The 24,425-nt window shown below is 70.9% G+C and carries 20 protein-coding genes; 13 read left to right on the top strand and 7 right to left on the bottom strand.

Annotation, left to right across the window (positions count from 1 at the left end; all coding sequences use genetic code 11):
- Positions 1 to 7 precede the first annotated feature (7 nt).
- On the top strand, positions 8 to 475 hold the full coding sequence (gene bcp / locus QSV35_RS13640; protein ID WP_286289333.1) for a thioredoxin-dependent thiol peroxidase: 468 nt from the start codon (positions 8 to 10) through the stop codon (positions 473 to 475).
- On the opposite strand, the gene QSV35_RS13635 is transcribed toward bcp, so the two are convergent.
- A complete protein-coding gene (locus QSV35_RS13635) occupies positions 476 to 886 on the bottom strand; it encodes a histidine kinase (protein WP_286289332.1) in 411 nt (136 codons plus the stop codon).
- 248 nt (positions 887 to 1,134) lie between these two features.
- On the opposite strand from QSV35_RS13635, the gene QSV35_RS13630 reads away from it, so the two are divergent.
- A complete protein-coding gene (locus QSV35_RS13630; RefSeq protein ID WP_286289331.1) occupies positions 1,135 to 1,383 on the top strand; it encodes a WhiB family transcriptional regulator in 249 nt (82 codons plus the stop codon).
- A gap of 109 nt (positions 1,384 to 1,492) precedes the next feature.
- On the opposite strand, the gene QSV35_RS13625 is transcribed toward QSV35_RS13630, so the two are convergent.
- The 3 genes from QSV35_RS13625 to QSV35_RS13615 are packed head-to-tail and all read right to left on the bottom strand — an operon-like array spanning position 1,493 to position 4,902.
- A complete protein-coding gene (locus QSV35_RS13625; RefSeq protein WP_286289330.1) occupies positions 1,493 to 3,007 on the bottom strand; it encodes a sensor histidine kinase in 1,515 nt (504 codons plus the stop codon).
- A 9-nt stretch (positions 3,008 to 3,016) separates the two neighbouring features.
- A complete protein-coding gene (locus QSV35_RS13620; RefSeq protein ID WP_286289329.1) occupies positions 3,017 to 4,276 on the bottom strand; it encodes a CpaE/TadZ family protein in 1,260 nt (419 codons plus the stop codon).
- Positions 4,273 to 4,902: an SAF domain-containing protein gene (locus QSV35_RS13615; protein ID WP_286289328.1), complete on the bottom strand. Its 630-nt coding sequence runs from the start codon at positions 4,900 to 4,902 to the stop codon at positions 4,273 to 4,275. Before QSV35_RS13615 ends, QSV35_RS13620 begins: the two co-directional genes overlap by 4 nt.
- A gap of 97 nt (positions 4,903 to 4,999) precedes the next feature.
- Between QSV35_RS13615 and QSV35_RS13610 the strand changes: the two genes are divergently transcribed.
- Positions 5,000 to 5,278 carry a helix-turn-helix domain-containing protein gene (locus QSV35_RS13610; protein WP_286289327.1) on the top strand — a complete coding sequence of 93 codons (279 nt, stop codon included), beginning with the start codon at positions 5,000 to 5,002 and terminating at the stop codon, positions 5,276 to 5,278.
- An 11-nt stretch (positions 5,279 to 5,289) separates the two neighbouring features.
- Here the strand turns inward: QSV35_RS13610 and QSV35_RS13605 are convergent, their stop codons facing one another.
- Positions 5,290 to 5,883: a hypothetical protein gene (locus tag QSV35_RS13605; protein WP_286289326.1), complete on the bottom strand. Its 594-nt coding sequence runs from the start codon at positions 5,881 to 5,883 to the stop codon at positions 5,290 to 5,292.
- A gap of 148 nt (positions 5,884 to 6,031) precedes the next feature.
- Here QSV35_RS13605 and QSV35_RS13600 point away from each other — a divergent pair, with 148 nt between their 5' ends.
- The gene (locus tag QSV35_RS13600) at positions 6,032 to 6,460 is read left to right on the top strand and encodes an Rv3235 family protein (RefSeq protein ID WP_286289325.1); all 429 of its coding nucleotides are present in this window, start codon (positions 6,032 to 6,034) and stop codon (positions 6,458 to 6,460) included.
- A gap of 1 nt (position 6,461) precedes the next feature.
- Here the strand turns inward: QSV35_RS13600 and QSV35_RS13595 are convergent, their stop codons facing one another.
- The gene (locus tag QSV35_RS13595) at positions 6,462 to 7,688 is read right to left on the bottom strand and encodes a pyridoxal phosphate-dependent aminotransferase (RefSeq protein ID WP_286289324.1); all 1,227 of its coding nucleotides are present in this window, start codon (positions 7,686 to 7,688) and stop codon (positions 6,462 to 6,464) included.
- Positions 7,689 to 7,864: 176 nt separating this feature from the next.
- A complete protein-coding gene (secA, locus tag QSV35_RS13590; protein WP_286289323.1) occupies positions 7,865 to 10,672 on the bottom strand; it encodes a preprotein translocase subunit SecA in 2,808 nt (935 codons plus the stop codon).
- Positions 10,673 to 10,930: 258 nt separating this feature from the next.
- Here secA and QSV35_RS13585 point away from each other — a divergent pair, with 258 nt between their 5' ends.
- The 9 genes from QSV35_RS13585 to QSV35_RS13545 all read left to right on the top strand — a co-directional run bounded on the left by QSV35_RS13585 (position 10,931) and on the right by QSV35_RS13545 (position 24,415).
- Positions 10,931 to 13,417: a glycoside hydrolase family 5 protein gene (locus QSV35_RS13585; RefSeq protein WP_286289322.1), complete on the top strand. Its 2,487-nt coding sequence runs from the start codon at positions 10,931 to 10,933 to the stop codon at positions 13,415 to 13,417.
- Between the two features lie 83 nt (positions 13,418 to 13,500).
- Complete coding sequence (locus tag QSV35_RS13580; RefSeq protein WP_286289321.1) at positions 13,501 to 14,427, top strand: efflux RND transporter periplasmic adaptor subunit; 927 nt, start codon at positions 13,501 to 13,503, stop codon at positions 14,425 to 14,427.
- A complete protein-coding gene (locus QSV35_RS13575; RefSeq protein ID WP_286289550.1) occupies positions 14,424 to 15,155 on the top strand; it encodes an ABC transporter ATP-binding protein in 732 nt (243 codons plus the stop codon). Before QSV35_RS13580 ends, QSV35_RS13575 begins: the two co-directional genes overlap by 4 nt.
- Entirely contained in the window at positions 15,152 to 16,444 is a 1,293-nt protein-coding gene (locus tag QSV35_RS13570; protein WP_286289320.1) for an ABC transporter permease, read from the top strand. The genes QSV35_RS13575 and QSV35_RS13570 overlap by 4 nt, the downstream gene beginning before the upstream one ends.
- Positions 16,445 to 16,455: 11 nt before the next feature.
- Positions 16,456 to 17,088 carry a PadR family transcriptional regulator gene (locus QSV35_RS13565; protein WP_286289319.1) on the top strand — a complete coding sequence of 211 codons (633 nt, stop codon included), beginning with the start codon at positions 16,456 to 16,458 and terminating at the stop codon, positions 17,086 to 17,088.
- The gene (locus QSV35_RS13560) at positions 17,085 to 17,804 is read left to right on the top strand and encodes an ABC transporter ATP-binding protein (protein ID WP_286289318.1); all 720 of its coding nucleotides are present in this window, start codon (positions 17,085 to 17,087) and stop codon (positions 17,802 to 17,804) included. The genes QSV35_RS13565 and QSV35_RS13560 overlap by 4 nt, the downstream gene beginning before the upstream one ends.
- Positions 17,801 to 20,623 (top strand): FtsX-like permease family protein, encoded by a 2,823-nt coding sequence (locus QSV35_RS13555; RefSeq protein ID WP_286289317.1) that lies wholly within the window; start codon positions 17,801 to 17,803, stop codon positions 20,621 to 20,623. Before QSV35_RS13560 ends, QSV35_RS13555 begins: the two co-directional genes overlap by 4 nt.
- A 264-nt stretch (positions 20,624 to 20,887) precedes the next feature.
- Positions 20,888 to 22,720: a DEAD/DEAH box helicase gene (locus QSV35_RS13550; protein ID WP_286289549.1), complete on the top strand. Its 1,833-nt coding sequence runs from the start codon at positions 20,888 to 20,890 to the stop codon at positions 22,718 to 22,720.
- 363 nt (positions 22,721 to 23,083) lie between these two features.
- Entirely contained in the window at positions 23,084 to 24,415 is a 1,332-nt protein-coding gene (locus QSV35_RS13545) for a coiled-coil domain-containing protein (protein ID WP_286289316.1), read from the top strand.
- Positions 24,416 to 24,425: the final 10 nt, after the last annotated feature.

Here is a 24,425-nt window from a genome sequence, read left to right as displayed (position 1 = left end):
TGGGAGGATGACGACGCCCGCTCCCGGTACCGCTGCCCCCGACTTCACGCTCGACGACCAGGACGGCTCGCCGGTCTCGCTGCACGACCTGCGCGGCACGCGCGTCATCCTCTACTTCTACCCGGCGGCGATGACGCCCGGCTGCACGAAGGAGGCGTGCGACTTCCGCGACAGCCTCGGTTCGCTCCAGGGCGCCGGCTACAAGGTCGTCGGCGTCTCCCGCGACACGGCCGCGAAGCTCCGCGAGTTCCGCGAGCGTGACGGGCTGACCTTCCCGCTCCTCAGCGACCCGGACCACGCCGTGCACGAGGCGTACGGCGCGTGGGGCGAGAAGATGAACTACGGGAAGAAGATCGAGGGCGTCATCCGCTCCACGTTCGTCATCGACGAGGACGGCGTGGTCGTCCAGGCGCTGCACAACGTCAAGGCCACGGGCCACGTCGCGCGCCTGCGCACGCTCCTCGGCATCGACTGATCAGCGGCCGGTGTCGTCGCCGCCGTCCGCAGCCTTCTTGTCGGCGGCGGCCCGGCGCGCGACGACGATCAGCAGGCCGAGGACGACGAGCGCAGGGATGCCGAGCCCCAGCGCGATCAGCGGCTGCGCGTCGCCGCCCGTGAGCGCGCCGATCGCGACCGCGATGATCAGCAGCTGGGTGACGATGCCGCCCGAGCGGCCCCACGACCATCCGTTCCAGATGCCGAGCGCGAATGCGCCGACGGCCGCCCCGCCGAGAACCGTGAGGACGATCAGTGCGATCGCGCTGACGGCGGAGTCGGTGTCACCCCCGGCGAGCGCCACGATCTGCCAGCCGGCGAGCGCGAGGACGCCGATCGCCTCGACGCCGACGACCGCGGCGGCCACGCGAGCAAGCGGGGATGTGGGCATGGGCGAACACTTCCTCTGAACCGGGCGCCCCGGGTTGTGGACACCCTCCAAGCCCTCCGGCGAACGCACAGCAAATCGCACAGAAAGCACTCGTCCGAAGTCTTGATTCGGCCGAGGCGCTGTGAAAGCATGGAACACGTTGTGCTCCCACAGCGGCGTGGGGCGAGCGTCACGCTCGCGCACCACTCAGAGCGTAACCCAAGCTCTGGCATCATCTGACCGTCCATCCGTCATCAAGGAGCACCACCATGGACTGGCGCGACAAGGCCGCCTGCCTCACCGTCGACCCCGAACTGTTCTTCCCCGTGGGGAACACCGGTCCGGCCGTCGACCAGATCGAAAAGGCGAAGGCTGTCTGCGCCCGCTGCACGGTCACCGAGATCTGCCTGCAGTACGCCCTCGAGACCGGTCAGGACTCGGGCGTGTGGGGCGGTCTCTCCGAAGACGAGCGCCGCGCCCTCAAGCGTCGCGCGGCCCGCGCGCGACGCGCCGGCTGAGCCGCTCCGCGAACATCAGCGCCGCGCCGGAACATCCGGCGCGGCGCTTCGCTGTCCGCTCGTCGAGTACGCGGCGCCGCGGTGGATGCCGGCCTCCGACGCGGTCGGGTCAGTCGACGATGGCGATCTGCTCCGTGAACGGCTGGTCGATGTAGCGCAGCGGGATGTCGATGGTCACCTCGGTGCCGTTGCCGACGAGCGTCTGCCAGTCGATCGTGCCACCGAGCTCGCCCTGGATGAGCGTGCGCACGATCTGCGTGCCGAGACCCTGGCCCACGTGCCCCTCCGGGAGGCCGACGCCGTTGTCGCGCACCGACACGGCGAGGTGGTCGGCCGTGCGGTCGGCCTCGATGACGACTTCGCCCTCGGTGCCGGCGAGCCCGTGCTCCACCGCGTTGGTCACGAGCTCGGTGAGCGCGAGCGAGAGGGGTGTGGCGTACTCGCTGGGCAGCGTGCCGAACTTCCCGACGGTGCGGGTGCGGGCGTGCGTGCCGGCGCCCGCGGCCACCTCGGCGACGAGCTTCAGGACCCGGGCGAACACCTCGTCGAAGTCGACGTTCTGTGCAAGACCTTCCGAGAGCGTGTCGTGCACGACCGCGATCGCCGACACGCGGCGCATGGCGTGCGTCAGGGCTTCGCGGGCTTCCTCGGAGTGGGTACGGCGCGCCTGGATGCGCAGCAGCGACGCCACCGTCTGCAGGTTGTTCTTCACGCGATGGTGGATCTCGCGGATCGTCGCATCCTTCGTGATGAGCTCCTGCTCGCGGTGGCGCAGTTCCGACACGTCGCGACAGAGGACGATCGCGCCGGTGCGGGTGCCGTGATTGCGCAGCGGAATGGCGCGCAGCGCGACGGTGACGCCCTGCGCCTCGACATCCGAGCGCCACGGAGCACGGCCGGTCGCCACGAGCGGGAGGGACTCGTCGAACTGCCGCTTGGAGGGCAGGATGCGGGTGATGATCTCGATGAGGGGCTCGCCCTCGAGCTCGTCGTCGAAACCCATGCGGTTGAAGGCCGACAGCGCGTTGGGGCTCGCGAACGTCGTCACGCCCTCCGCGTCGACACGGATGAGACCGTCGGATGCGCGGGGCGCGCCACGACGCGGCGAGGTCGGCGCCGTCATGTCGGGGAAGTCGCCGGACGCGATCATGCCGAACAGTTCGTCTGCGCACTCGTTGAACGTGATCTGGGCACGCGACGGCGTGCGGATCTCGCCGAGGTTCGTGTGGCGCGTCAGGACGCCGATCACCGGCGTCCGCTCGCCGGGCTTCGCGCGCTCGCGCACGATCGGCACCGCGCGCACGCGGGTCGGCGTCTCCTCGAACCAGTCGGGCGACGCGGAATCGACGATCTCACCGGTCGCGAAGGCCTCTTTGACCTGGGCGCGCCACTGGGGGCGCACGCGCTCTCCGACGATGTCGCGGTAGAACAGCGTCGCCGCTCCCCCGGGTCGCGTGTGCGCGACGGCGATGAACGAGTCGTCCGCGGTCGGCACCCACACCACGATGTCGGCGAACGCGAGGTCCGCGAGCAGCTGCCCGTCGCCCGCGAGCCGGTGGAGCCATTCGACGTCGGGCGCGCTCGAGAGCCCCTGCGCGTAGACGAGATCACTGAGTGTCGACACCCATCCAGCCTAGGGCCGCACCACGGCCTCCCCCACGAAACGGCGCACCGCGAGCGTGAACGGCGAACGCGGCGCGGCGTCGGCGATCGGGCGGGCCGTGAGCAGCGCGGCATCCGCCGCCCGCTGGTCGGCAGGCAGGAACCAGACATCGCGGATGCCGGCGAATCTCTCGAGCGTGCGGCGCACCTGTCCGCGCGCGTCGATGCCGAGCGCTCCGGGCCGCAGACGGTTGGCGACGACTGCGACCGGCGTCGATCCGATCGTCGCGCGCAGCTCGCTGTACCCGCGCAGGAACCGCGACACCCCGAGCGGGTCGGCGGCGACCACCGCGACGACGAGGTCTGCCTCTCCGAGCACGGCCAGCGTCGCGGCGTTGCGCCGCGGTCCGTCGACGACGTCGCTGACGATCTCCTCGTCTCGCTCGAGGGATGCTGCGACGTCGACGACCGTGTGCTCCGCCCATCCCCGGGCGACGGCGAGGGCTGCCGCAACGCGCTTGTCGCCGAGCTCCGGCCAGCGAGAGGGCCGGTTGATCCCGGTGAGGACGTCGATCGCTCCGCCCGGGACCGAGACGGGAGCGGAGATGCGGGTCAGCTCAGCGGTGGTGAGGGTGCCGAGATCGGCCTGACGACACGCCGCCGCGAAGCCCGGCGCCTCATCGGCGAGGCCGAGCGTCAGGGCCAGCGACGGCGCGTGCGAATCGGCGTCGACGAGTCCGACGCGCCCCGCGCCGCGGGCGAGCTCGGCCGCGACCGCGATCGCCACCGTCGAACGGCCGGGAGCACCGGCCGGACCCCACACCGCGATGACCCGACGACCGGAGGCATCAGCCGCCGCCTGCGGTGCGGGATGGGCACGGAGCGCGTCCGCGACGACCGACGCGTCATCGGCGGGCGAGACGGGAGCGGGAAGACCGAACGCGGCCGCGAGCCGCTCGTCGGCGGGCGAGGCGCAGCGCGGCACGATGCGGGTGCCGAGCCGATCGCACAGCGACACCACGCGCGCATCGAGCGTGTCGCGGGTCGCATCGAGGAGGACGACCTGCGCCCGCTCGAGCTGCTCGTGCACGGCGACGGCGTCCGCGCCGAGGAGCGCGTCGGCCGCGAGGTCCGCGAGCGCGGAGGCCGGCACGACCGCGAGGACGCCGACCCCCTCGCGGGCGAGGTCGTCGGCGAGGGCCCTCCCCTCCGGCCCGTCGACCGCGACGAGCGCGAGCATCATGCCCCCGCGCGCGTCACCGCCCATACGGTCGCGCATCGGACCGCTCATCGGGCCGCGTTCGTCGGCACGACCGACAGCGCCGCTTTGCCCGCCATCGCGGCGAGCACGTCCGAGACGTCCGCGCGCGGCACGACGAGCTCGAGAGCCGCCCCCGCACTGCCGATCACCGAATCATCGCGCGTGACCGAGACGACCGTGGCATCCGGGACCAGGATGCGCGGCTCACCGTAGGCGCCCTTCTCCTCGAGCGGAGCCGCCCACACCTCGACCGAGCTGCCGGCATCGAGCGACGCCGGCACGTCGACGGTGCTGCGCACGACGACCGTCGTGAGTCCGGTGGCCCCCGCATCCCCCACCGCCGCCCGCGGGACGAGCTCGCCCTTGCGGACCGTGCGCGTCGCGACCGCGCCCTCCGCCAGCCCCGCGCCGGGCGCGAGGTAGACCGCTGAGGTCGTGCCGAGCGCCGCCTGGACGATCTCGAGGTCGGAGGCCTGCACCCGCTGGCCAGGGGTGAGGGTGTGCGCCGCCGCGTAGACCGGAGCGGTCTGCCGTGAGGCGGCGACCACGAACCAGACTCCGCCGATGGATGCCACGACCAGCACGATGCCGAGCAGGAACCGGAGGTCGCCCCACGGGGCGCGACGGCGCGGGCGTGCGGGTTCGACGACTGTCATGCCGACATCGTCGCCCATTCCTCAGGTTCGGCTCAGAAGTTATCCACAGGGGTGCTCCCGCGGCCCTGCCCCCATATGGCGCGGCCATAATGGGGGCATGCCCGAGTCGTCCTCGCCTGCGCGCCTGGTGCCGCCCGCCACGGTGGCAGAGGCTCTCTCGGTGTCTGTCGACGAGGTCATCGAGCTCGTGAAGGCCGGCCGGCTGCGCGGCGCGCGGGTCGGATCGTCGGCGCAGTGGCGCATCGACGAGGCGAGCGTGACGGAGTACCTCGACGACGAGATCGAGATGACGCGTCGGATGGCCCTGTGGGAGCAGTCGAACGAGGCCAGCTTCCCGGAGCTCTGGGGCCTCGGCGCCGTCCGTCACGGCGACTGACCCCGGACGGCTCAGGCGAACGCCGTCGGATCCTCAAGGGCGATCCACGCGATCGACGAGAACGGCACAAGCCGGTAGCCGCGGACGTCCGCGGAACGGCGAGGGGCACCCGGCTCGTGCAGCGCGAGATCGAGATGGTCGGCACCGGCGCGATCGATCGTCCCCGCGAGCGCCCGGTCGCCGGTCGTGTGGAGCGCGACCGGCACGCGACGGCGGGCGAGGTCGCGCAGTACGAAGCCGATCGTCATGCGCTCGGCGAGCCCGCGCGTCGGGCCCGCTGTCGCCCGGGCGCTGCGCAGGAGGTCGGGCTGGGAGACCGCGACCGCCGTCAGTCCGCTGAGCGGTGCGAGCACTCCTCCGCGCCCGGTCGACAGCACGATTCCCACCCAGTCCGCGCCGACCGCTGCGACAATTCCCGCGAGGACGGCGCCGTCGGCGAACTCGAACGAGCACGAATCGGATGCCTCCAGGCCACGCAGGCGCTCGACCAGCGTCACGCGCGACAGGCGAAGGCGCTCGGCCTCGGTGTCGAGCACGGCTCGCTCCGCCTCCCACTCGGAGGCGAGCTGGTCTTCGAGATCGTCGAAGAAGCGGTCCCAGCGCACGAGCCACTCCTTCGGAATCGAGTACGTCGGCGATGCTAGCGAGATCGCGGAGGGCACCGCGGGAGTTATCCACAATCTCATCTATGCCTATGGAGGGGTTCGTCACTTTGTTGGACTGAGAAAGCTCCACGTTCCCTGAGAGGTCCCCATGCCTGCACTGAATCGCATTCCCCTCAGCACCGCCGTGCGCCCGTCGGATCCGGAGTTCTTCGCTCCACAGCGCACAGTCACCGCCGACCTCCCCGACCCGGAGCCGCTGCTGCGGAACCTGAGCCTCGGCGTTCTGGAGGTGCTCGCCGGCGCCCGCGATGCGGAGCAGCTCGCGCGCTGGATGACCGAGGACGCCTACCGCAAGCTCGTCGTGCGCTCGAATCTCGCCGCCCGCGCCCGGAGTGCGCGCGGCGTGGCGGCTTCACGCCCTGCCTACACGCTCCTGTCGGTGCGGCACTCCAGCCCAGCCGACAGCGTCATCGAAGCCGTCGCCGTGGTCGCCGGCGCAGCCCGCACCCGGGCGATCGCGATCCGGCTCGAGGGGATGGATCGGCGCTGGCGCGCCACATCCCTCGCCCTCCTCTGACCTACTGCCGGTAGCTCGACAGGAAGTTGCCGATGCGCTCGACCGCGTCGGCGAGGACCCGGGGCTCCGGCAGCGTCACGATCCGGAAGTGGTCGGGCGTCGGCCAGTTGAACCCGGTGCCCTGCACGACCAGCACGTGCTCGGCGACGAGCAGGTCATACACGAACCGGGCGTCATCGTGGATCTCGTGGACCTCGGGATCGAGGCGAGGGAAAGCGTAGAGCGCCCCCTGCGGCCGGTAGCAGGACACTCCGGGGATGGCCTCCAGCCCTTCCCAGCAGATGTCGCGCTGCTCATGGAGGCGCCCGGAGGGGGCGATCAGCGCGTCGATCGACTGCACACCCGACAGCGCGGCCTGCACGGCGTGCTGCGCGGGCACGTTGGGGCAGAGGCGGGTGGATGCGAGCAGCTGGATGCCCTCGAGGAACCCGCGTGCGTGGGCCTTCGGGCCGGTGATGACCAGCCACCCGCTGCGGTAGCCGGCGACACGGTAGGTCTTGGACAGCCCGTTGAACGTCAGACACAGCAGATCGGGCGCGAGGGAGGCGAGGTTGATGTGCTCGGCCCCGTCGTACAGGATGCGGTCGTAGATCTCGTCCGCCAAGAGCAGCAGCGAGTTCTCCCGCGCGATCTGGACGATGCCCTCGAGCACCTCGCGGCGATAGACCGCACCCGTGGGGTTGTTCGGATTGATGACGACGATCGCCTTGGTGCGCGGCGTCACCTTGCTGCGGATGTCCTCCAGCACCGGCTGCCAGTCATCCTCGGCATCGCAGCGGTAATGGACCGGCGTTCCGCCGCCGAGGCTCGTCATCGCCGTCCACAGCGGATAGTCGGGCGACGGGATGAGTACTTCGTCCCCCTCGTCGAGGAGCGCCTGCATCGTCATCGTGATGAGCTCGGACACCCCGTTGCCGAGGTAGACGTCGTCCGGGTCGAACGGCGGGAAGTCCGGGATCTCCTCGTAGCGCGAGACCACCGCGCGACGCGCCGACATGATGCCGCGGCTGTCGGAGTACCCGTGCGAGTTCGGGACGGCTTCGATCATGTCCCGCACGATCTGGTACGGCGCCTCGAACCCGAAGATCGCCGGATTACCGGTGTTGAGCTTCAGGATGGTGTGCCCGTCCGCCTCGAGCTTGTCGGCCTCTGCCAGGGCGGCCCCACGGATCTCGTAGAGGACGTTCTGCAGCTTGGTCGACTGGTCGAGCGGGCGAAGGCGGTTCATCCGATCAGGATAATGCCGCCCGGACGCGGCCAATCGACGGGCACTGGCCCGGCACCCACCCACGTTTCGTCTCGCGAAGACCTGCACTGAGCAAGCGCCAGCGAGTCGACGTGTCGCTCAACGACCCGCAGATATTTCACCGCGGGTCGTTGAGCGAGCTTGCGCAGAGTCCGCGACTACTTGTTCTGCTGAGCGCGGCGCTGGGCGCGGTTCATCGGCGCCGCATCGGCGGGAGCCGCATCCACCTTCTGTCCGAACGCGCCGCGCGGGGCGGCCGCCTCCGCCTGCTGCTGCGCCTCGGCCGCTGCGGCTTCGGCGGCGGCGCGCCGCATCCGCTGCGTGGCCGCCTGCTGGACCTGACCGCGATCGTTGCGGACCTCGACCTCGCCGTTGTCGTTGGACGCCGAGTACTCGAAGCGCTGGCTCTCGATCGACGGGATGGTGAGCCCCTTCGCCTCGACGCTCTCCTCGCCCTCGCCTGCCTGACGGACCTCGACCTCGAGGTTGTAGAGGAAGCCGACCGACTCCTCCTTGATCTGCCCCATCATCGTCTGGAACATCTCGTAGCCCTCGCGCTGGTACTCGATGAGCGGGTCGCGCTGGGCCATGGCGCGCAGGCCGATGCCGTCCTTGAGGTAGTCCATCTCGTAGAGGTGGTCGCGCCAGCGGCGGTCGAGCACCTGCAGCACGACACGGCGCTCGAGCTCGCGCATCGCGTGCTCGCCGAGGGCGTCCTCGCGCTTGCTGTAGGCGATGTTCGCATCGGAGAGGAGCTCGCGCTTGAGGCCGTCGGCCGTGATGCGACCCTTCGTACCCGCCTCGGCGACGACCTCGTCGATCGTGACGTCGACCGGGTAGAGCGTCTTCAGCTCGGTCCACAGGGCGTCGAAGTCCCAGCTCTCGGTGTGGCCGCTGCCCGTGTGGTCGTCGATGATCGCCGCGATCGTGTCCTCGATGAAGTGCCCGACACGATCGCGGATGTCGTCGCCCTCGAGGATGTGGCGGCGGTCGGAGTAGATCGCCTCGCGCTGGCGGCTGAGGACGTCGTCGTACTTGAGGACGTTCTTGCGGATCTCGGCGTTGCGGCCCTCGACCTGCGACTGCGCGCTCTTGATGGCGCGCGTGACCATGCCGGATTCGATCGCGACGTCGTCCGGGAAGTTCGTGCGCTGCAGGATGGCCTCGGCGGCGCCCGACTGGAACAGGCGCATCAGGTCGTCGGTGAGCGACAGGTAGAAGCGGCTCTCGCCGGGGTCACCCTGACGGCCGGAACGACCGCGCAGCTGGTTGTCGATGCGGCGCGACTCGTGACGCTCGGTGCCGAGGACGTACAGCCCACCGGCGTTGACGACCTTGACGGCCTCGACAGAGACGCGCTCGCGGACGGCCTCGTACACGGCATCCCACTCGGCCTCGTACTCCTCCGGGGTCTCGACCGGGTCGAGGCCCTTCGCCTTCATCTCCTGCACGGCGAGGAACTCGGTGTTGCCGCCGAGCATGATGTCCGTGCCGCGACCGGCCATGTTCGTGGCGACGGTGACGGCGCCCAGGCGCCCGGCGCGCGCGACGATCTCGGCCTCGCGCGCGTGGTTCTTCGCGTTCAGGACCTCGTGCTTGACGCCCTTCTTGGCGAGCAGACGCGACAGATACTCGCTCTTCTCGACGCTGACGGTGCCGACCAGCACCGGCTGGCCCGTCGCGTGGCGCGCGGCGATGTCCTCGACGACCTGGGCGAACTTCGCGGCCTCGTTCTTGTAGACGAGGTCGGGCTGGTCCTTCCGGATCATCGGCTTGTTGGTCGGGATCGGGACGACGCCGAGCTTGTACGTCGACATGAACTCCGCGGCCTCGGTCTCGGCCGTGCCCGTCATGCCGGCGAGCTTCTCGTACAGGCGGAAGTAGTTCTGCAGCGTGACGGTCGCGAGGGTCTGGTTCTCGGCCTTGACCGGGACGTTCTCCTTCGCCTCGATCGCCTGATGGATGCCCTCGTTGTAGCGACGGCCGACGAGGATGCGCCCGGTGTGCTCGTCGACGATCATGACCTCGTCGTTCATGACGACGTAGTCGGTGTCGCGCTTGAACAGGGCGAGCGCCTTGATCGAGTTGTTGAGGAAGGAGATGAGCGGCGTGTTCGCCGACTCGTACAGGTTGTCGATGCCGAGGTAGTCCTCGACCTTCTCGATGCCGGGCTCGAGCACGCCGATCGTGCGCTTCTTCTCGTCGACCTCGTAGTCGACGCCCGGCTCGAGGGTCTTGGCGATCTTCGCGAACTCGGTGAACCAGCGGTTCGCCTCGCCCGAAGACGGACCGGAGATGATGAGCGGCGTGCGGGCCTCGTCGATGAGGATCGAGTCGACCTCGTCGACGATCGCGTAGAAGTGGCCGCGCTGGACGAGGTCGTCCTTCGACCACGCCATGTTGTCGCGCAGGTAGTCGAAGCCGAACTCGTTGTTCGTGCCGTACGTGATGTCGGCGTTGTACTGCTCTCGCCGCACCTCGGGGGTCTGGCCCGCGATGACCGTTCCGGTCGTCATGCCGAGGGCGCGGAAGACACGGCCCATGAGCTCGGCCTGGTAGCTCGCGAGGAAGTCGTTGACCGTGATGACGTGCACGCCCTTGCCGGCGATCGCGTTGAGGTACGCGGGCAGGGTGGCGACGAGGGTCTTGCCCTCACCGGTCTTCATCTCGGCGATGTTGCCGAGGTGGAGGGCGGCGCCGCCCATGATCTGGACGTCGTAGTGACGCTGGCCGAGGGTGCGCTTGGCGGCCTCGCGGACGGCGGCGAAGGCCTCCGGCATGAGGCGGTCGAGATCCTCGCCCTTGTCGTAGCGCGCACGCAGCTCCGCGGTCTCGCCGCGCAGCTCGTCATCCGTCAACTGACCGTATTCGTCCTCGAGCGCGTTGACGGCTTTCACGACCTGCTCGAGCCGGCGGATCACTCGCCCCTCACCGGCACGGAGCAGTTTCTCGAGAGGATTCGCCACGGAATGTCTCCATCTGTCGGGTGCGGCGCTCGCGCGCGCCGATGCGGCCCGGGTCACGGGCGCACCTCGTCATGTTACCCGTCTGTGACTTGACGCAGGCTGGAACCACAGGCGGATGTGGATGCATCATGCGGCGTTCGCTCGGCAAACCCGTAGCTGTTCGGATTCGACATTGGGACGATCGTCCCACATGCTGTCTTTAGCGCAGCACCGCGCGGCATCCCCGCGCCCCGCCCCTGCACAGCACGAAGGAGTGTCATGATGCTTGCCCGCCGACCCCTGGTCGCCGTCGGCACGACCGCCGCACTGGTCGTCCTGCAGGCGCTCATCGACCCGACGGGCCTGCTCGTCCTCGCCGGCTGGCCCGGCGGTGCGCCGCAGGCGCAGCTGTGGTGGCCGCTCGCCAGGTACGTCGTGTTCCTCCCTGTGCTCTTCGTCGTCGTGTGGTGGTGCGCGGTGCGCGCCGGCGCGCGGTTCTGGACGATGACCGCCGGAGTCACCCTCGCGATCCTCCTCGCCCAAGCGGCGACGGCCTTCGCCATGACCGGGGATCCGCTGTTCGCGGGATGGGCGGCGAGCTACGTCGCCGCCAAGGCCGTGCCGTCCGCGCTCATCGTCGCGGGCGTGACGCGGATCGCCGCAGGCCCGCGGACGCTCGAGCTGCGCACCCCGGAGAACCTCTGCGCCGACTGCGGGCGCCTGCACAAGCTGCCGCGCAAAGCCCGGCGGCTCCCCCTCCGCGAGACCGGGATCGTGTGGCCGTACGCGGTCCTGCTCGGAGCGATCGCCCCGCTCGCCGCCGGCACGTGGTGGACGACGGTGGTGTACACCGAGTGGGTTCCCGCGCCGCGCATCGATCACGGCGCGTTCGCCGTGATCTCGGGAATGGTGCTGCTCGCCGGGTTCGCCTACCTCTCGATGCGGTGGATGCGGCGCCGCGTCGACGGCGCGCTCGCGATCTGGCTCGGCGCGCTCGTCGCCGGCGGCATGCTCGGCATCGTCCAGGGCGCCGTCGCCATCGTCGTCGACAACGGCTTCGACGGAGACATCTGGGGTCTCATGGCGACGTACACGTTCGTCGCCGAGGGTCTCTCCTTCGGCGCCGCGGTCGGCTGGATCCCGGCCGTCGCGATGTGGACGGCCGACCGCATCCGCGCCCGCCGGGCGGCGAAGACCCCCGAGGACGTGGAAACGCCGGATCAGGCGCCGCGGTCCGCCGCCCGCACGGCGGTGCTCACGGCGGTCGCCGCCTTCGCGGTCATCGCGGTCGCCACCGGGGGCGTCACTGCGGTGCGGGCCGCGACCCGTCCGACGACGACGGCGCTGGACGTGCCCGCGGGGTTCCTCCGCGCCGACGGCGACATGATCACCGACGGCAGCGGCAACCAGGTCCTGCTGCGCGGGGTGAACGTCAACCAGCTGGTCGACTTCTACCAGCCGCGCGCGTCGGTGCCGGCGACGCGGCCGCTGACCGAGGCGGACTTCACGGCGATGGCCTCCTACGGGTTCAACGTCGTGCGTCTCGGGATCTCGTGGTCGTCCCTCGAACCGGCGCGCGGCGAATACAGCCAGGCGTACCTCGACCGGATCGCACAGGCCGTGGCATGGGCGAAGGCGCACGGCATCCGCGTCGTCATCGACATGCATCAGGACGGCTGGTCGAACATCGCCGCCACAGACGCCGACGTGTGCCGGCCGGGAACGGATCCGATGTGGGGTTACGACGGCGCGCCCGTGTGGGCGACGGTCTCCGATGGCGCACCCCGCTGCGAGTTCCAGGGCCGCGACATATCCCCCGCGGGCGACCGCGCGTTCGAACACTTCTACTTCGACACCGACGGCATCCAGACGGCCCTCGTGAAGGCGTGGGGCGTCGTCGCCGACCAGTTCAAGGGGGACCCCGCCGTGGCCGGCTACGACCTCCTCAACGAACCCGGATTCGGCGAGACGGCACCGGTGACGACGTCGCAGCAGCTCGGGAGGTTCTACGACCGTGCGATCTCCGAGATCCGGTCGGTCGGCTCACCGCAGATGATCTTCCTCGAGCCCAGCATCCTGTGGTCGGGGCTCGGCTTCGACACCGGTCCTCGACCCGGGTTCACCTCGGACAGCAACCTGGTCTTCTCGCCCCACCTGTATGCCGAGTCGATCACGATGGACCGCGGACTGGGCCTGCCCCCCTTCGTCAGCATCGAGCGCCAGTTCGAGCTCGCCACCCGCACCGCAGACCAGTACGGCGTGCCGCTGTGGTCGGGAGAGTACGGCTATTGGGGCGACAGCGCCGACGTGCAGCAGCGTCTCGTCCGCTTTGCGGACCAGGAGGACGCGCGGGTCCTCGGCAGCGCCTACTGGGTGTGGAAGCAGGCCTGCGGCGACCCCCAGAACGGCATCGGTCCGACCGGCAACGGGCTCATCCCGCAGAGCTGCACCACGGGCGACGACGTGGCCCCGAACATGGACCTCCTCAGTGTCCTCAGCCGCGCATACCCGCAGACCGCGCCGGGGCGGGTGCACACGCTGCACGCGGAGTCGTCGAATCCGTACTCGACGACGGCGCCTTGGACGAAGATGACGATGTCCGGATCGACGTCCACCCGTTCGTGCGACCTCGCCGTCTGGATCCCCGGGATCACGAAGCCGACCGTGACGTCCACGGGCGTCACCGACACCGCGCTCACGCAGGTGTCCGGCGGCTGGCGATACACCGGCTGCGCCGAAGGGAAGTACAGCGTCACGACCGGCTGACACGCCGGGGGCCTCGACACCCCTCGATCTATTTTCCGAGTATGTATATACTCGGAAAACACTTGATCGAAGGAGGCTCGGACATGGTCGTCTGGCGGCGCTGGATCTTCCCCATCCTGATGCTCGCAGCGTGCGCGGCGATCGCCGTGGCGCTCGTGAAGCTGGCATTCTTCCCCGACACGGAACAGGCGGTGGCGGAGCCCTCCGCACATGTCGCCGATACGGTCGTCGCCGTGGCGAAGGCCGATCTCGTCAACGAGCTGTCGCTGCCGGCGACGGTCGCGCGCGACGAGGGATTCGCGGTGCGCAGCGAGGTCGACGGCACGGTCACGCAGGTGAGCGTGTCCGACGGGCAGACGGTCGCCGCGGGACAGACGCTGTTCACGATCAAGCAGACCGAGCCGGCTCGAACCGTCGTCGTCAAGGCGTCCGAGGCGGGCGACGTTTCCAAGATCGCAGTCGTGAAGGGGCAGCCGGTCTCGGTCGGCCTCGAGCTCGCGACCCTCACCCCGGCGCGTTACCACGTGCTCGGCACAGTGCAGCCCGTGCAGCTCTACCGGCTCATCGGGGCCCCGTCCGAGGCATCCGTCACCATCACCGGCGGACCCGCGCCGTTCACTTGCACCGGCGTGCGCGTCCAGGTCGCCGACGACGGCACGACGAGCGTGCGCTGCGCGGTGCCGGGCGACCAGACGGTCTTCCCGGGGCTGCAGGCGCAGGTCGGCATCAAGGTCGGCACCGTGACGGGCGCCCTCGTCGTCCCGACGACAGCGGTGAAGGGCGGCTCCGGCACCGGTGTCGTCTGGGCCGACGACGGCAAGGGCGGGCTCACCGAGAAGAAGGTCACGCTCGGCGTCAGCGACGGCGAGCGGGTCGAGATCAAGGAGGGGCTCGCCGAGGGCGACAGCATCCGCCAGTTCGTCCCGGGCTCGTCCGCCGAGGACAAGCCGGTGTGCCACGACGATGGAAACGGCGGCCAGTACTGCGAGCAGGCGGGATGGAGCTGGTGAGCCTCGTCAGCCTCGCCGGCGTCGCGAAGCACGTGACGCTCCCCGATGACAGCCGCCTCGACATCCTGCGCGGCGTCGACCTCGAGGTCGCCGCGGGCGAGCACGTGTCGATCGTCGGCCGCTCGGGCTCCGGCAAATCGACGCTCCTGAACATCATGGGGCTGCTCGACTCCCCCTCGGAGGGCGTGGTCGCCTTCGAAGGGCGCGAAGTGGGGCGGATGCGGCCGGGCACGCTCGATCGCCTGCGCGGGCGGAGCGTCGGGTTCATCTTCCAGCAGTTCAACCTGCTCGCCGGGCGCAGCGCGCTCGAGAACGTCGCGATGCCGCTCAGCTATGCGCGCGGGCGCGCTTTCTGGTCCCGCAGGCGCCTGGCCGCCGAGATGCTCGATCGCGTCGGGCTGTTGCACCGGCTCGATTCGCCGCCCGAGCAGCTGTCCGGCGGCGAGCAGCAGCGCGTCGCGATCGCGCGTGCACTCGTGCGCAGGCCCGCTCTGATCCTCGCCGACGAGCCGACCGGAGCCCTCGACGTCGACACCGGCGCGAGCGTCATGACGCTCCTCGACGAGATCGCGTCGGATTCGGATGCGGCGCTCGTGACGATCACGCACGACGTCCACGTCGCCGCGCGCGCCCGCCGGCACTACCGGCTCGAGGACGGCGTGCTCGCCCCTGTCGAGCTCGACACCGAGTACCGGCGCACGGCGCTCGGGGCGGTGAGCCCCGCATGAGCGCGATCGTCGGCGCCCTCGCGGAGGCATGGGCGGAGGTCCGCCACCACAAGCTCCGGGTCCTGCTCAGCCTCATCGGCATCGCCCTCGCGGTGGGCGCGATCGCGGCTGTCGTCGCCTTCAGCGAATACCAGAAGCAGGCCATGGCCGAGAACTCCGACCGCGAAGGCGGGCGGCAGGCGACGCTGTCGATCTCGGCGGCTCTCGCGGGCGGCGACACAGGCCCCGGGCCCGTCGGGCCGGATGTCGTCATGGCGGGTCCGGTGCCCGGCGCGCAGGGGCAGTCATCCGGCGGCCCGAGCACCGTGGATTGGGACGGGGTGGACGCGGCATTCGCCCGCGTCGCGGAGCGCTACGGGTTCAGCCACACGACGCGCGTCGCCGAGGGGATGCAGTTGACGTTGCAGACGCCCGATCAGGTGCGCCCCGTGCAGACGCGGCTCATCGATCCCGACTGGACCGTCATCCATCGCGCTCCACTGAAGGAGGGGCGCTGGCTGCGGGCATCCGATGCGGAACTCCTCGCCCCCGCCGTCGTCATCAGTCAGCCGCTGTGGGAGGCGTACGGCTCGCCCGACCTCGCGCAGCATCCGACGATCACGATCACTGGTGACGGCGCCGGAGTCGCCCAGGTGGTCGGCGTGACGCCGAAGCAAGGCCCGTGGGACGACCAGAAGACGATGGTCATGCTCTACGACGCCTACCGCTCGCGCGTCGATCAGCTTCCGGCGGAGGCCTCCGTCCATCGCGAAGTGTGGGTGCCGCCGGCGATGGCACGTGAGATCGGGCCCGTCCTCGCGATGGACATGCGCGCGGCCGTCGGCACCGGCACCTCGATCTCCGTCAGCCGCACCGACTGGGGTTCGCGGCCGGAGATGGAGAGCTCCATGGTGATGTTCGAACTCGTCGCGGGCGGGATCGCGGGGCTCGTGCTGCTCCTCGGCGGACTCGGGCTCGTGAACATCCAGCTCGTCGCGATGCGCCAGCGCATCCGGGAGATCGGCATCCGGCGCAGCTTCGGCGCGACCGCCGGACGGATCTTCACGACGGTGCTGCTGGAGAGCGTCGTCGCCACCGCGGTGGCCGGCGTCTTCGGCATCGCGCTGGCCGTCGTGATCCTGCGTATGCCGTTCGTCATGCAGATGTTCCCCATGCAGGACGTCCCGCCGTTCCCCCTGCGCGCCGCCTTCACGGCGCTCATCGCCGCGGTCGCCATCGGGGCGCTCGCGGGCTTCATCCCCGCGCTCACCGCGGTGCGCTCGCGCGTGATCGACGCGCTCCGCTTCTGAAGGGACAGATCATGTCGGTACGCCAGAGTCTCCTCGCGATCCTCGACCAGGGGCCGTGCTACGGCTACCAGCTGCGGGCGGAGTTCGATCGCCGCACCGGGTCGACGTGGCCGCTCAACGTCGGGCAGATCTACAACACGCTCGAACGGCTCGAGCGCGACGGCCTGGTCGCCCGCGGGGACGCCGACGAGCACGGGCACGTCTACTTCGAGATCACGGATGCCGGGCGCCTCGAGGTCCGCGACTGGCTGTCGTCGCCGGTGGAGCGGAGCGCCGGCACGCGCGACGAGCTCGCGATCAAGCTCGCGGTCGCGGCGACGCTTCCCGGGGTCGACGTCGCCGAGGTCATCCAGACGCAACGGCGCGCATCGCTCGCACAGCTGCAGTCGCTGCAGCGCGCGAAATACGCGGGCGCCGACCCGGACGGGCCCGAGGAGCTGGCGTGGGCGCTCGTCGTGGACTCGATGATCTTCGCCGCGGAGGCAGAGGTGCGCTGGCTCGACCACACGGAGCAGCGGCTCGCCCTGCATCCGCGGCACGCGATGGCGCTCGAGCTCTCCACGGAGCGGCCGAAGCGCGGGAGGCCTGCGGCGACGGTCGTTGAGCGAGCGCAGCGAGACGAAACGCAGGAGCTCTCGCGATGAGCGACCCGATCCTTCGCCTCGTCGGCGTCGCCCAGCAGTACGGCGTCGGCGAGACCTCCGTATCAGCCCTCTCCGGTGTCGATCTCGAAGTCGGCCGCGGCGAGCTCGTCGCGATCATGGGTGCTTCGGGCTCCGGCAAGTCGACGCTCCTGTCGATCGCGGGCGGGCTCCTGAAGCCGACGGTCGGAGAGGTGATCGTCGAGGGGACGCACCTGTCCACAGCATCCCCCCGCCAGCTCGCCCAGCTCCGGCGCCGCTCGCTCGGGTTCGTCTTCCAGGACTTCAACCTCGTCCCGACGCTCACGGCGCTCGAGAACGTCACGCTCCCCCTCGAGCTCGACGGCTTCCGCGCGCGGGTGGCGAAGCGCGCCGGCATGGACGCCCTGGCATCCGTCGGGCTCGCCGACAAGGCGGCGTCGTTCCCCGACGACCTCTCCGGCGGGCAGCAGCAGCGCGTCGCCATCGCGCGCGCCGTCGTGGGCGGTCGCCGCCTGATCCTCGCCGACGAGCCGACGGGAGCGCTCGACTCGATCACGGGAGAGCTCGTGCTGAAGATCCTGCGGTCGCGCGTGGATGCGGGCGCCGCCGGCATCCTCGTCACACACGAGGCCCGCCACGCGGCATGGGCGGACCGCATCGTGTTCCTGCGCGACGGGCGCATCGTCGACGAGTCCCGGCCGGCGGTCGACGCCCTCATCGACACGGTCTCCTCGTGACGGGCGGCGTGGCCGCGGCGCGCCCCAGCGGCGCCGCGCGGTGGCGGGTCGCTGCCCGGCTCGCGCGTCGGCAGGTGTGGCGAACGAAGCTGTCGAGCCTCCTCGTCTTGACGCTCGTTGCCTTGCCGATCGCGGCGATCACGACGTACCTCGTCGTCGCGATGAGCAGCATGCCGACGCCGCAGGAGAAGACCGCGGTCGAGCTCGGACGGATGCAGGCGTGGATCGCCGCCGTGAGCGTCCCCGGCGAAGGTTGCTGGCAGGTCCCGGACGACCCCACGACGAACGGGTATCCGACCGATGCGAGCGGCGGGTACACGTTCCCGGACGGTGCTCCGCTCTCCGATCCGACGACACTACTCCCCGCGGGGACGGACACCGTCGAGCTCACGACCGGCAGCGTCCGCACCGACACGGCCGGCGGCATCGGCGTGCTGCGCGCCTGGTCGGGGGATGCCTGGAACCCGAGGTTCGCGGGGCGCTACGATCTCGTCGAGGGGCGAGAACCGACGGCCCCGAACGAGGCGATGGTGACGCCCGCCGCATTGGAGCGCCTCGGCATCCCCCTCGGTGGAACGCTGTCCGTTCCCGACCTCCGGGCGAGCTTCACGGTCGTCGGCACCCTCCGTGCGGCCGAGCTCAAGACGGGCGATGCCGCGCTCTTCCTCCCGGGCACGGATGCCGTGCGCGCGGTCGTGGGCGCCGAGCCGCGCTGGTACCTGCCGGACAAGCCGCTCTCGTGGACCGATGTGCAGAAGCTCAACGACGAGGGCGTCGTCGCCTACTCGCGCGAGGTGGTGCTCGACCCACCCGCCGACGTGCGACGCGAGGTCCGGCAGTTGACGAGCGGCGCGACGCTGTCGATGATCGTCATCCTCCTCGTCGCTGCCGGCGTGTTCGCGGGCTACGTCGTCGTCATGCTCGCCGGTGCGGCTTTCGCGGTGGCGGCACGACGACAGCAGCGCTCGCTCGCCGTCACGGCGAGCGTCGGCGCCGACCGCCGCGATCTCGGCCGGACGATCCGCCTGCAGGGGACCGTGCTCGGCTCGCTCGGCGGCGTCGTCGGGATCGGGATCGGTGTGGGAGCAGCAGCGGTCCTCATGGCGGCGCTCGCCGACGGCCGCGCGACGCAGTTCTGGGGGTTCCACGCGCCCTGGCCGGCGCTTGCCGCCATTCTGGTCTTCGCGGTCCTCGTGGGAACGGCATCCGCGCTCGTCCCGGCCCGCTCCGTCTCGCGGACCGACATCCTCAGCTCTCTGCGTGGCGCGCGACGACCGCAGTCACCTCGCCGATCGCGGCCGGTCTGGGGCTCGATCCTGTTGTTCGTCGGCGTCGCAATGACCATCGCGTCGGCGGTGGCGATGGCGGCGCTGAACGCCGCGCACCTCTCGACCGGACCGTGGCAGAACGTCGTCTACGGCATCATGGCGGGCCCGATCATCGCGCAGCTTGGCATCCTCCTCTCCGGAGCCTGGCTCCTGTGGATCCTGGGGCGGGCGCTGTCGCGGACGACGATGGCGGCGCGGCTCTCCTCCCGCGACGCCGCCGCCAACGCCGGACGCACGGTGCCCGCGTTCGCGGCGATCGCCGCGACGGTCTTCCTCGGCACGTTCGGCATGGGCGCCTTCGCCATGCAGGCGGCCGACACGGCGCGGCACTGGAACTATGCCGCTCCGGTGGGCGACGTGGCGTTCACGTTCTGGGCGCAGGACACCCGGCACGGTGCCCTGCCGGCGATCTCGGAGGAAGATGCCAACGCCGCGGCATCCGCCGCCGTCGGGCTCGCCCTGGACACGGGGGCGACGGCCACGGCGGTCCTGTCCACGCAGCCGGAGCCGTCCTACGGTGCGAACGATGTTGCCGAGGTGCCGAAGGATGCGACATGGGTCGTCGGCATCCTCCCTCAGCGCTATCTCGTCGCCCCGGGTGGGGTCGTCTCGTGGTCGGGCCGACAGCAGGGCAACAACATCACGGTGATCGCGCCCGACGAGGTGGAGACAGCCCTCGGAGTCGGCCTCACGGACGCCCAACTGCAGGCGTACCGCGACGGGGCAGCGATCGTGACGGACGGGCGGTACGTCACGGACGGAAGGATCGAGGTCGGCTCGTGGACTGGCGTCGACCAGTACGAAGGGCGGGCACCGGACAACATCTGGCGGCCGGTGGACGGGGCGCCCGGCATCGCGACGCCCTCCTGGACGAAGCCGCTCGACGCGATCAGCGTCGATGCCGCGCTCCAGCCGACGATCATCGCGATCGCCCACGCCACGGCGGACGGACTCGGCCTCGTCGTGCAGCCGAACGGCGTGATCGCTGCGCTCGACACCGCGCCGACACCCGAGGATATGGACCGGCTCAACCAGCAGGCGGCCGCCTTCTCGGCGGGGGCGCCGCTGGCAATTAACACGCATCTCGAGCTCGGCCCGCCGGGCATTGAGGCGTGGCTCATCCCCCTCACGATCGTGCTCGCGGTGCTGGTGCTCGGCGCGAGCTCGGTGGCGCTGGGGCTCGCGCGGTTCGAACGGCGACCGGATGACGCGACCCTCGCCGCGATCGGCGGCACCCGCGCGCTCCGCCGCCGCATCGGGTTCTGGCAAGGGCTCATCATCGCAGGCTTCGGCACCCTCGCCGGCGCCGCCGCCGGCATCCTCCCGTCGATCGGCCTCGCGATCGCGTCCGGGGGGACGCTCCAGCTCGCCGACATCCCGTGGTGGACGATCGCCGGCATCGCGATCGCCCTCCCCCTCGCGATCGCCGTCGCCAACTGGCTCGTGCCGCCGCGACATCCGGACCTCACCCGTCGCACTGTCATCGCGTGACTTCCGACGGCCCCGATTCGCCGTTTCGCGAAGCCGACGCGACGATTCGGGCCTGGCGAACGTCGGCGACGCTCCCTCGCCGGGCCTGACGCGTCGTCTCATCGCTCCGGGCGACGAATCCGGCCCGGCAAGTGCAGCCGGAGCGGATGCGCAAAGCGCGTAGGCCGCGGCATCCTGTCGCTTCCCAGGCCCACCCCGGTACGCTGAACTGTGCACGCCGACGCAGATCAGATCGAGACCGAGGCTCCCGCCGAGCCCGCCGCGATGACGTTCGCCGACCTCGCCCTCGGCGAGCCGGTCCTCAAAGCGCTGAAGGAGATCGGCTACGAGGCGCCCTCGGCGATCCAGGCGGCGACCATCCCGCCGCTGCTCGCCGGTCGCGACGTCGTCGGCATGGCGCAGACCGGCACGGGCAAGACCGCCGCGTTCGCGCTGCCCATCATCGACCGTCTCGACGTGACGCAGAAGAGCCCGCAGGCGCTCGTCCTCGCCCCCACGCGCGAGCTCGCCCTGCAGGTCTGCGAGGCGTTCGAGAAGTACTCCGCGCACCTGAAGGGCGTGCATGTCCTCCCCGTCTACGGCGGTCAGGGCTACGGCGTGCAGCTATCGGCGCTGCGCCGCGGCGTGCACGTCGTCGTCGGCACCCCGGGCCGCATCATCGACCACCTCGAGAAGGGCACGCTCGATCTCTCCGAGCTCAAGTACCTCGTGCTCGACGAGGCCGACGAGATGCTCAAGATGGGCTTCGCGGAGGATGTCGAGACGATCCTCGCCGAGACGCCCGAGACGAAGCAGGTCGCCCTCTTCTCCGCGACGATGCCGGCCACGATCCGCCGCATGTCGAAGCAGTACCTCCACGACCCGGAGGAGATCACCGTCAAGGCGAAGACGGCGACCTCCGCCAACATCGCCCAGCGCTACCTCGTCGTGCAGTGGCAGCAGAAGATGGATGCCCTCACCCGCATCCTCGAGGTCGAGAACTTCGACGGCATGATCGTCTTCGGCCGCACCAAGAGCGTCACGGAGGAGATCGCCGAGAAGCTCCGCGCCCGCGGGTACTCGGCCGCCGCGATCAACGGCGACATCGCGCAGGCGCAGCGCGAACGCACCGTCAACCAGCTGAAGTCGGGCAAGCTCGACATCCTCGTCGCGACCGACGTCGCCGCGCGCGGCCTCGACGTGGAGCGCATCTCGCACGTCGTCAACTTCGACATCCCGACGGATGCGGAGTCGTACGTACACCGCATCGGCCGCACCGGTCGCGCCGGCCGCACCGGCGACGCGATCAGCTTCGTCACGCCGCGCGAGCGCGGGCTCGTCAAGATGATCGAGCGCGCGACGCGCCAGGAGCTCACCGAGATCCCGCTGCCGAGCGTCGACGCCGTCAACGAGACGCGCCTGTCGCGCTTCGACGACCGCATCACGGCCGCGCTCGGCGAGGGCGACCGGATGGAGGGCTTCCGCGAGATCATCGCCCACTACGTTCGCCACCACGACGTGCCGGAGACGGATGTCGCGGCCGCCCTCGCGATCGTCGCGCAGGGCGACACTCCCCTCCTTCTCGAGCCCGACCCCGAGCCGAAGCAGCTCCGCCGGCCCGACCGCGAGCGCGGCGACCGACCCGACCGCGGCGACCGCTTCGAGCGGCCAGACCGCCCCGAGCGCCGCCAGCCGCGCGAAGGCTTCACGACCTACCGCATCGCCCTCGGCAAGCGGCAGCGCGTCGAACCCCGCCAGATCGTCGGCGCGCTCGCCAACGAGGGGGGTCTGCGGCGCGACGACTTCGGGGCGATCAAGATCATGCCCGACTTCTCGCTCGTCGAGCTCCCGTCGGACATGTCGCGCGACACGCTCGACCGCCTCGCCGACACGGAGATCTCCGGCCGCCCGATCGAGCTGCGCATCGACACCGGCCGCGCCCCGCGCCGCCATGACGGTCCGCGCCGGAACGACGGCGAGCGCCGTCCCTACGGCGGCGACCGCGACGACCGGGGCGGCTACGAGCGTCCGCGCAGCTATGACCGCGACGACCGCTCACGCAGCTACGACCGAGACGACCGCCCGCCGCGCAAGCCCCGCCACACCCGCGACAGCTGAGACGCGCCGCTCTGCGTCCTGCCGCCCAAACCCGTCGCTTCGCGCGAAACCCGGCCGCCTGCCCGCGAAATCGGGTGTTGCGCGCGCACGGGGCCGCCCGTACGCGAAACCTGGTGCCGCGCGAAACGGGGCGGCCCGGCCGCGAGACCGGGCGTTGCGCGCGAAACGGGGCGCACCGCACTCGGTCTCGCGCCCAACTCCAGGTCTCGCCGCGACCGCGAGTCTCGCACGAGACCGGGACGCCCTCGCAGGGTCAGGGCCCTCCCACGAGACCGCGCCTCGCGCATCACCGTCGCGGCATCCCCGCTACGCCCTCAGCGAGCACCCAGCGGACCCGAAGGACCCCGACCGTAGGATCGGGGGATGGCCGGCTTTTGGGGCAAGCGCAAGCGTGAACAGGATGCGGCGGACGCCGATCTCGAGATCAGGGCGCGCAAGGCGCTCGTGGAGGCGGATGAGCGCATCCGCCTGACCTCCGACGAGCTCGAGTTCGCGATCGCGGAGCTCGGCGAGAACGCGACGGCGGATCTCAACGCCGCCCTCGACTCCGTCAAGACGCACATGGCGGAGGCGTTCCAGCTCAATCAGCTGAACCACGACGAGATCCCCGACACTCCTGAGGAACTGCGCACGCGCAACGCGCGCATCGTCCAGCTGTGCGAATGGGCGGAGAACCTGCTCGACGAGAAGACCGCGGCGCTCGCGCAGCCGATCGCCCTCGCCCGCAACGCCCCGCAGATCCTCACGAAGGTGCAGACGGATGCCGCGGCCCTCCGCGAGCGCATCGCCCCGGCCCGGGACACGCTCGCCCGGCTCTCCGAGCGCTATTCCCCCGAGGCGCTCCAGAACGTCGCCCAGATCCCCGTGAACGCCGCACAGCTGCTCGACTTCGCCGCGCACAGCGCCGACGTGGCGGAGCGCCGCCGCGCCGCCGGGCAGCGCGAGCAGGGCAACACGGCGCTGGAGGCCGCCACCGAGTCGGTCCGCCGCGCGTCCGCGATGCTCGACGCCCTCGAGACGTACGAGATCGAGGCGCTGCGCGCCGAATCGACCCTCTCCGCCGTCATCGACGACTCGCGCGGCGATCTCGTCGTCGCTCGCTCGCTGCCACAGTCCCCCGCGATCGTGTCGGCGGCGCAGGCGCTGTCCGCCGCCCTCGCGGCACTGCCTCCCTCGGGTGCGAAGACCGACCCGCTCGCCGACCTCACGCGCCTGCGCGAGGCGAACTCCGCCCTGGACGCGGCGGTCGCCGCAGCCCGGGAGCGCATCGCCAACCCCCCGCCGTCCCCCGCGCAGCTGCAGAACGCCCTCGACGACGCGGATCGGCAGCTGTACGTGGCGCGTGACGTCATCGCGGGCCAGCGCGGCTGGATCGGCGCCGATGCGCGCACGCGGCTCGCCGAGGCGGAGCGTCTGCGCGCACGTCTTCCCGAAGGGTCCACAGTCGCCGAGGACGACCGCGCCGCTGCCCTCGACACGGCTCGGCGCGTCGCGACGCTCGCGAGCGAGGCGCTCGCCGCGGCTCAGCGCGACATCGACGGCGCGCGGCCGTACGGCGGCTGGGGCCAGCCCGGCGGCTACCCGCAGCAGGGCGGATGGGGCGGCCAGCCGCGCAGCGGGATGGGCGACGTCATGGGCGGTGTGCTCGGCGGCCTCGTCATCGGCGGCCTCATCGACGACATCTTCGACAACTGATCCCTCGCAG

The organism is Microbacterium candidum (assembly GCF_030315975.1).
GTDB classification, from domain to species: Bacteria; Actinomycetota; Actinomycetes; order Actinomycetales; family Microbacteriaceae; genus Microbacterium; species Microbacterium candidum.
Note: the sequence above shows the minus strand (reverse complement) of the source record. Positions and strands in the feature narration are given on the sequence as shown.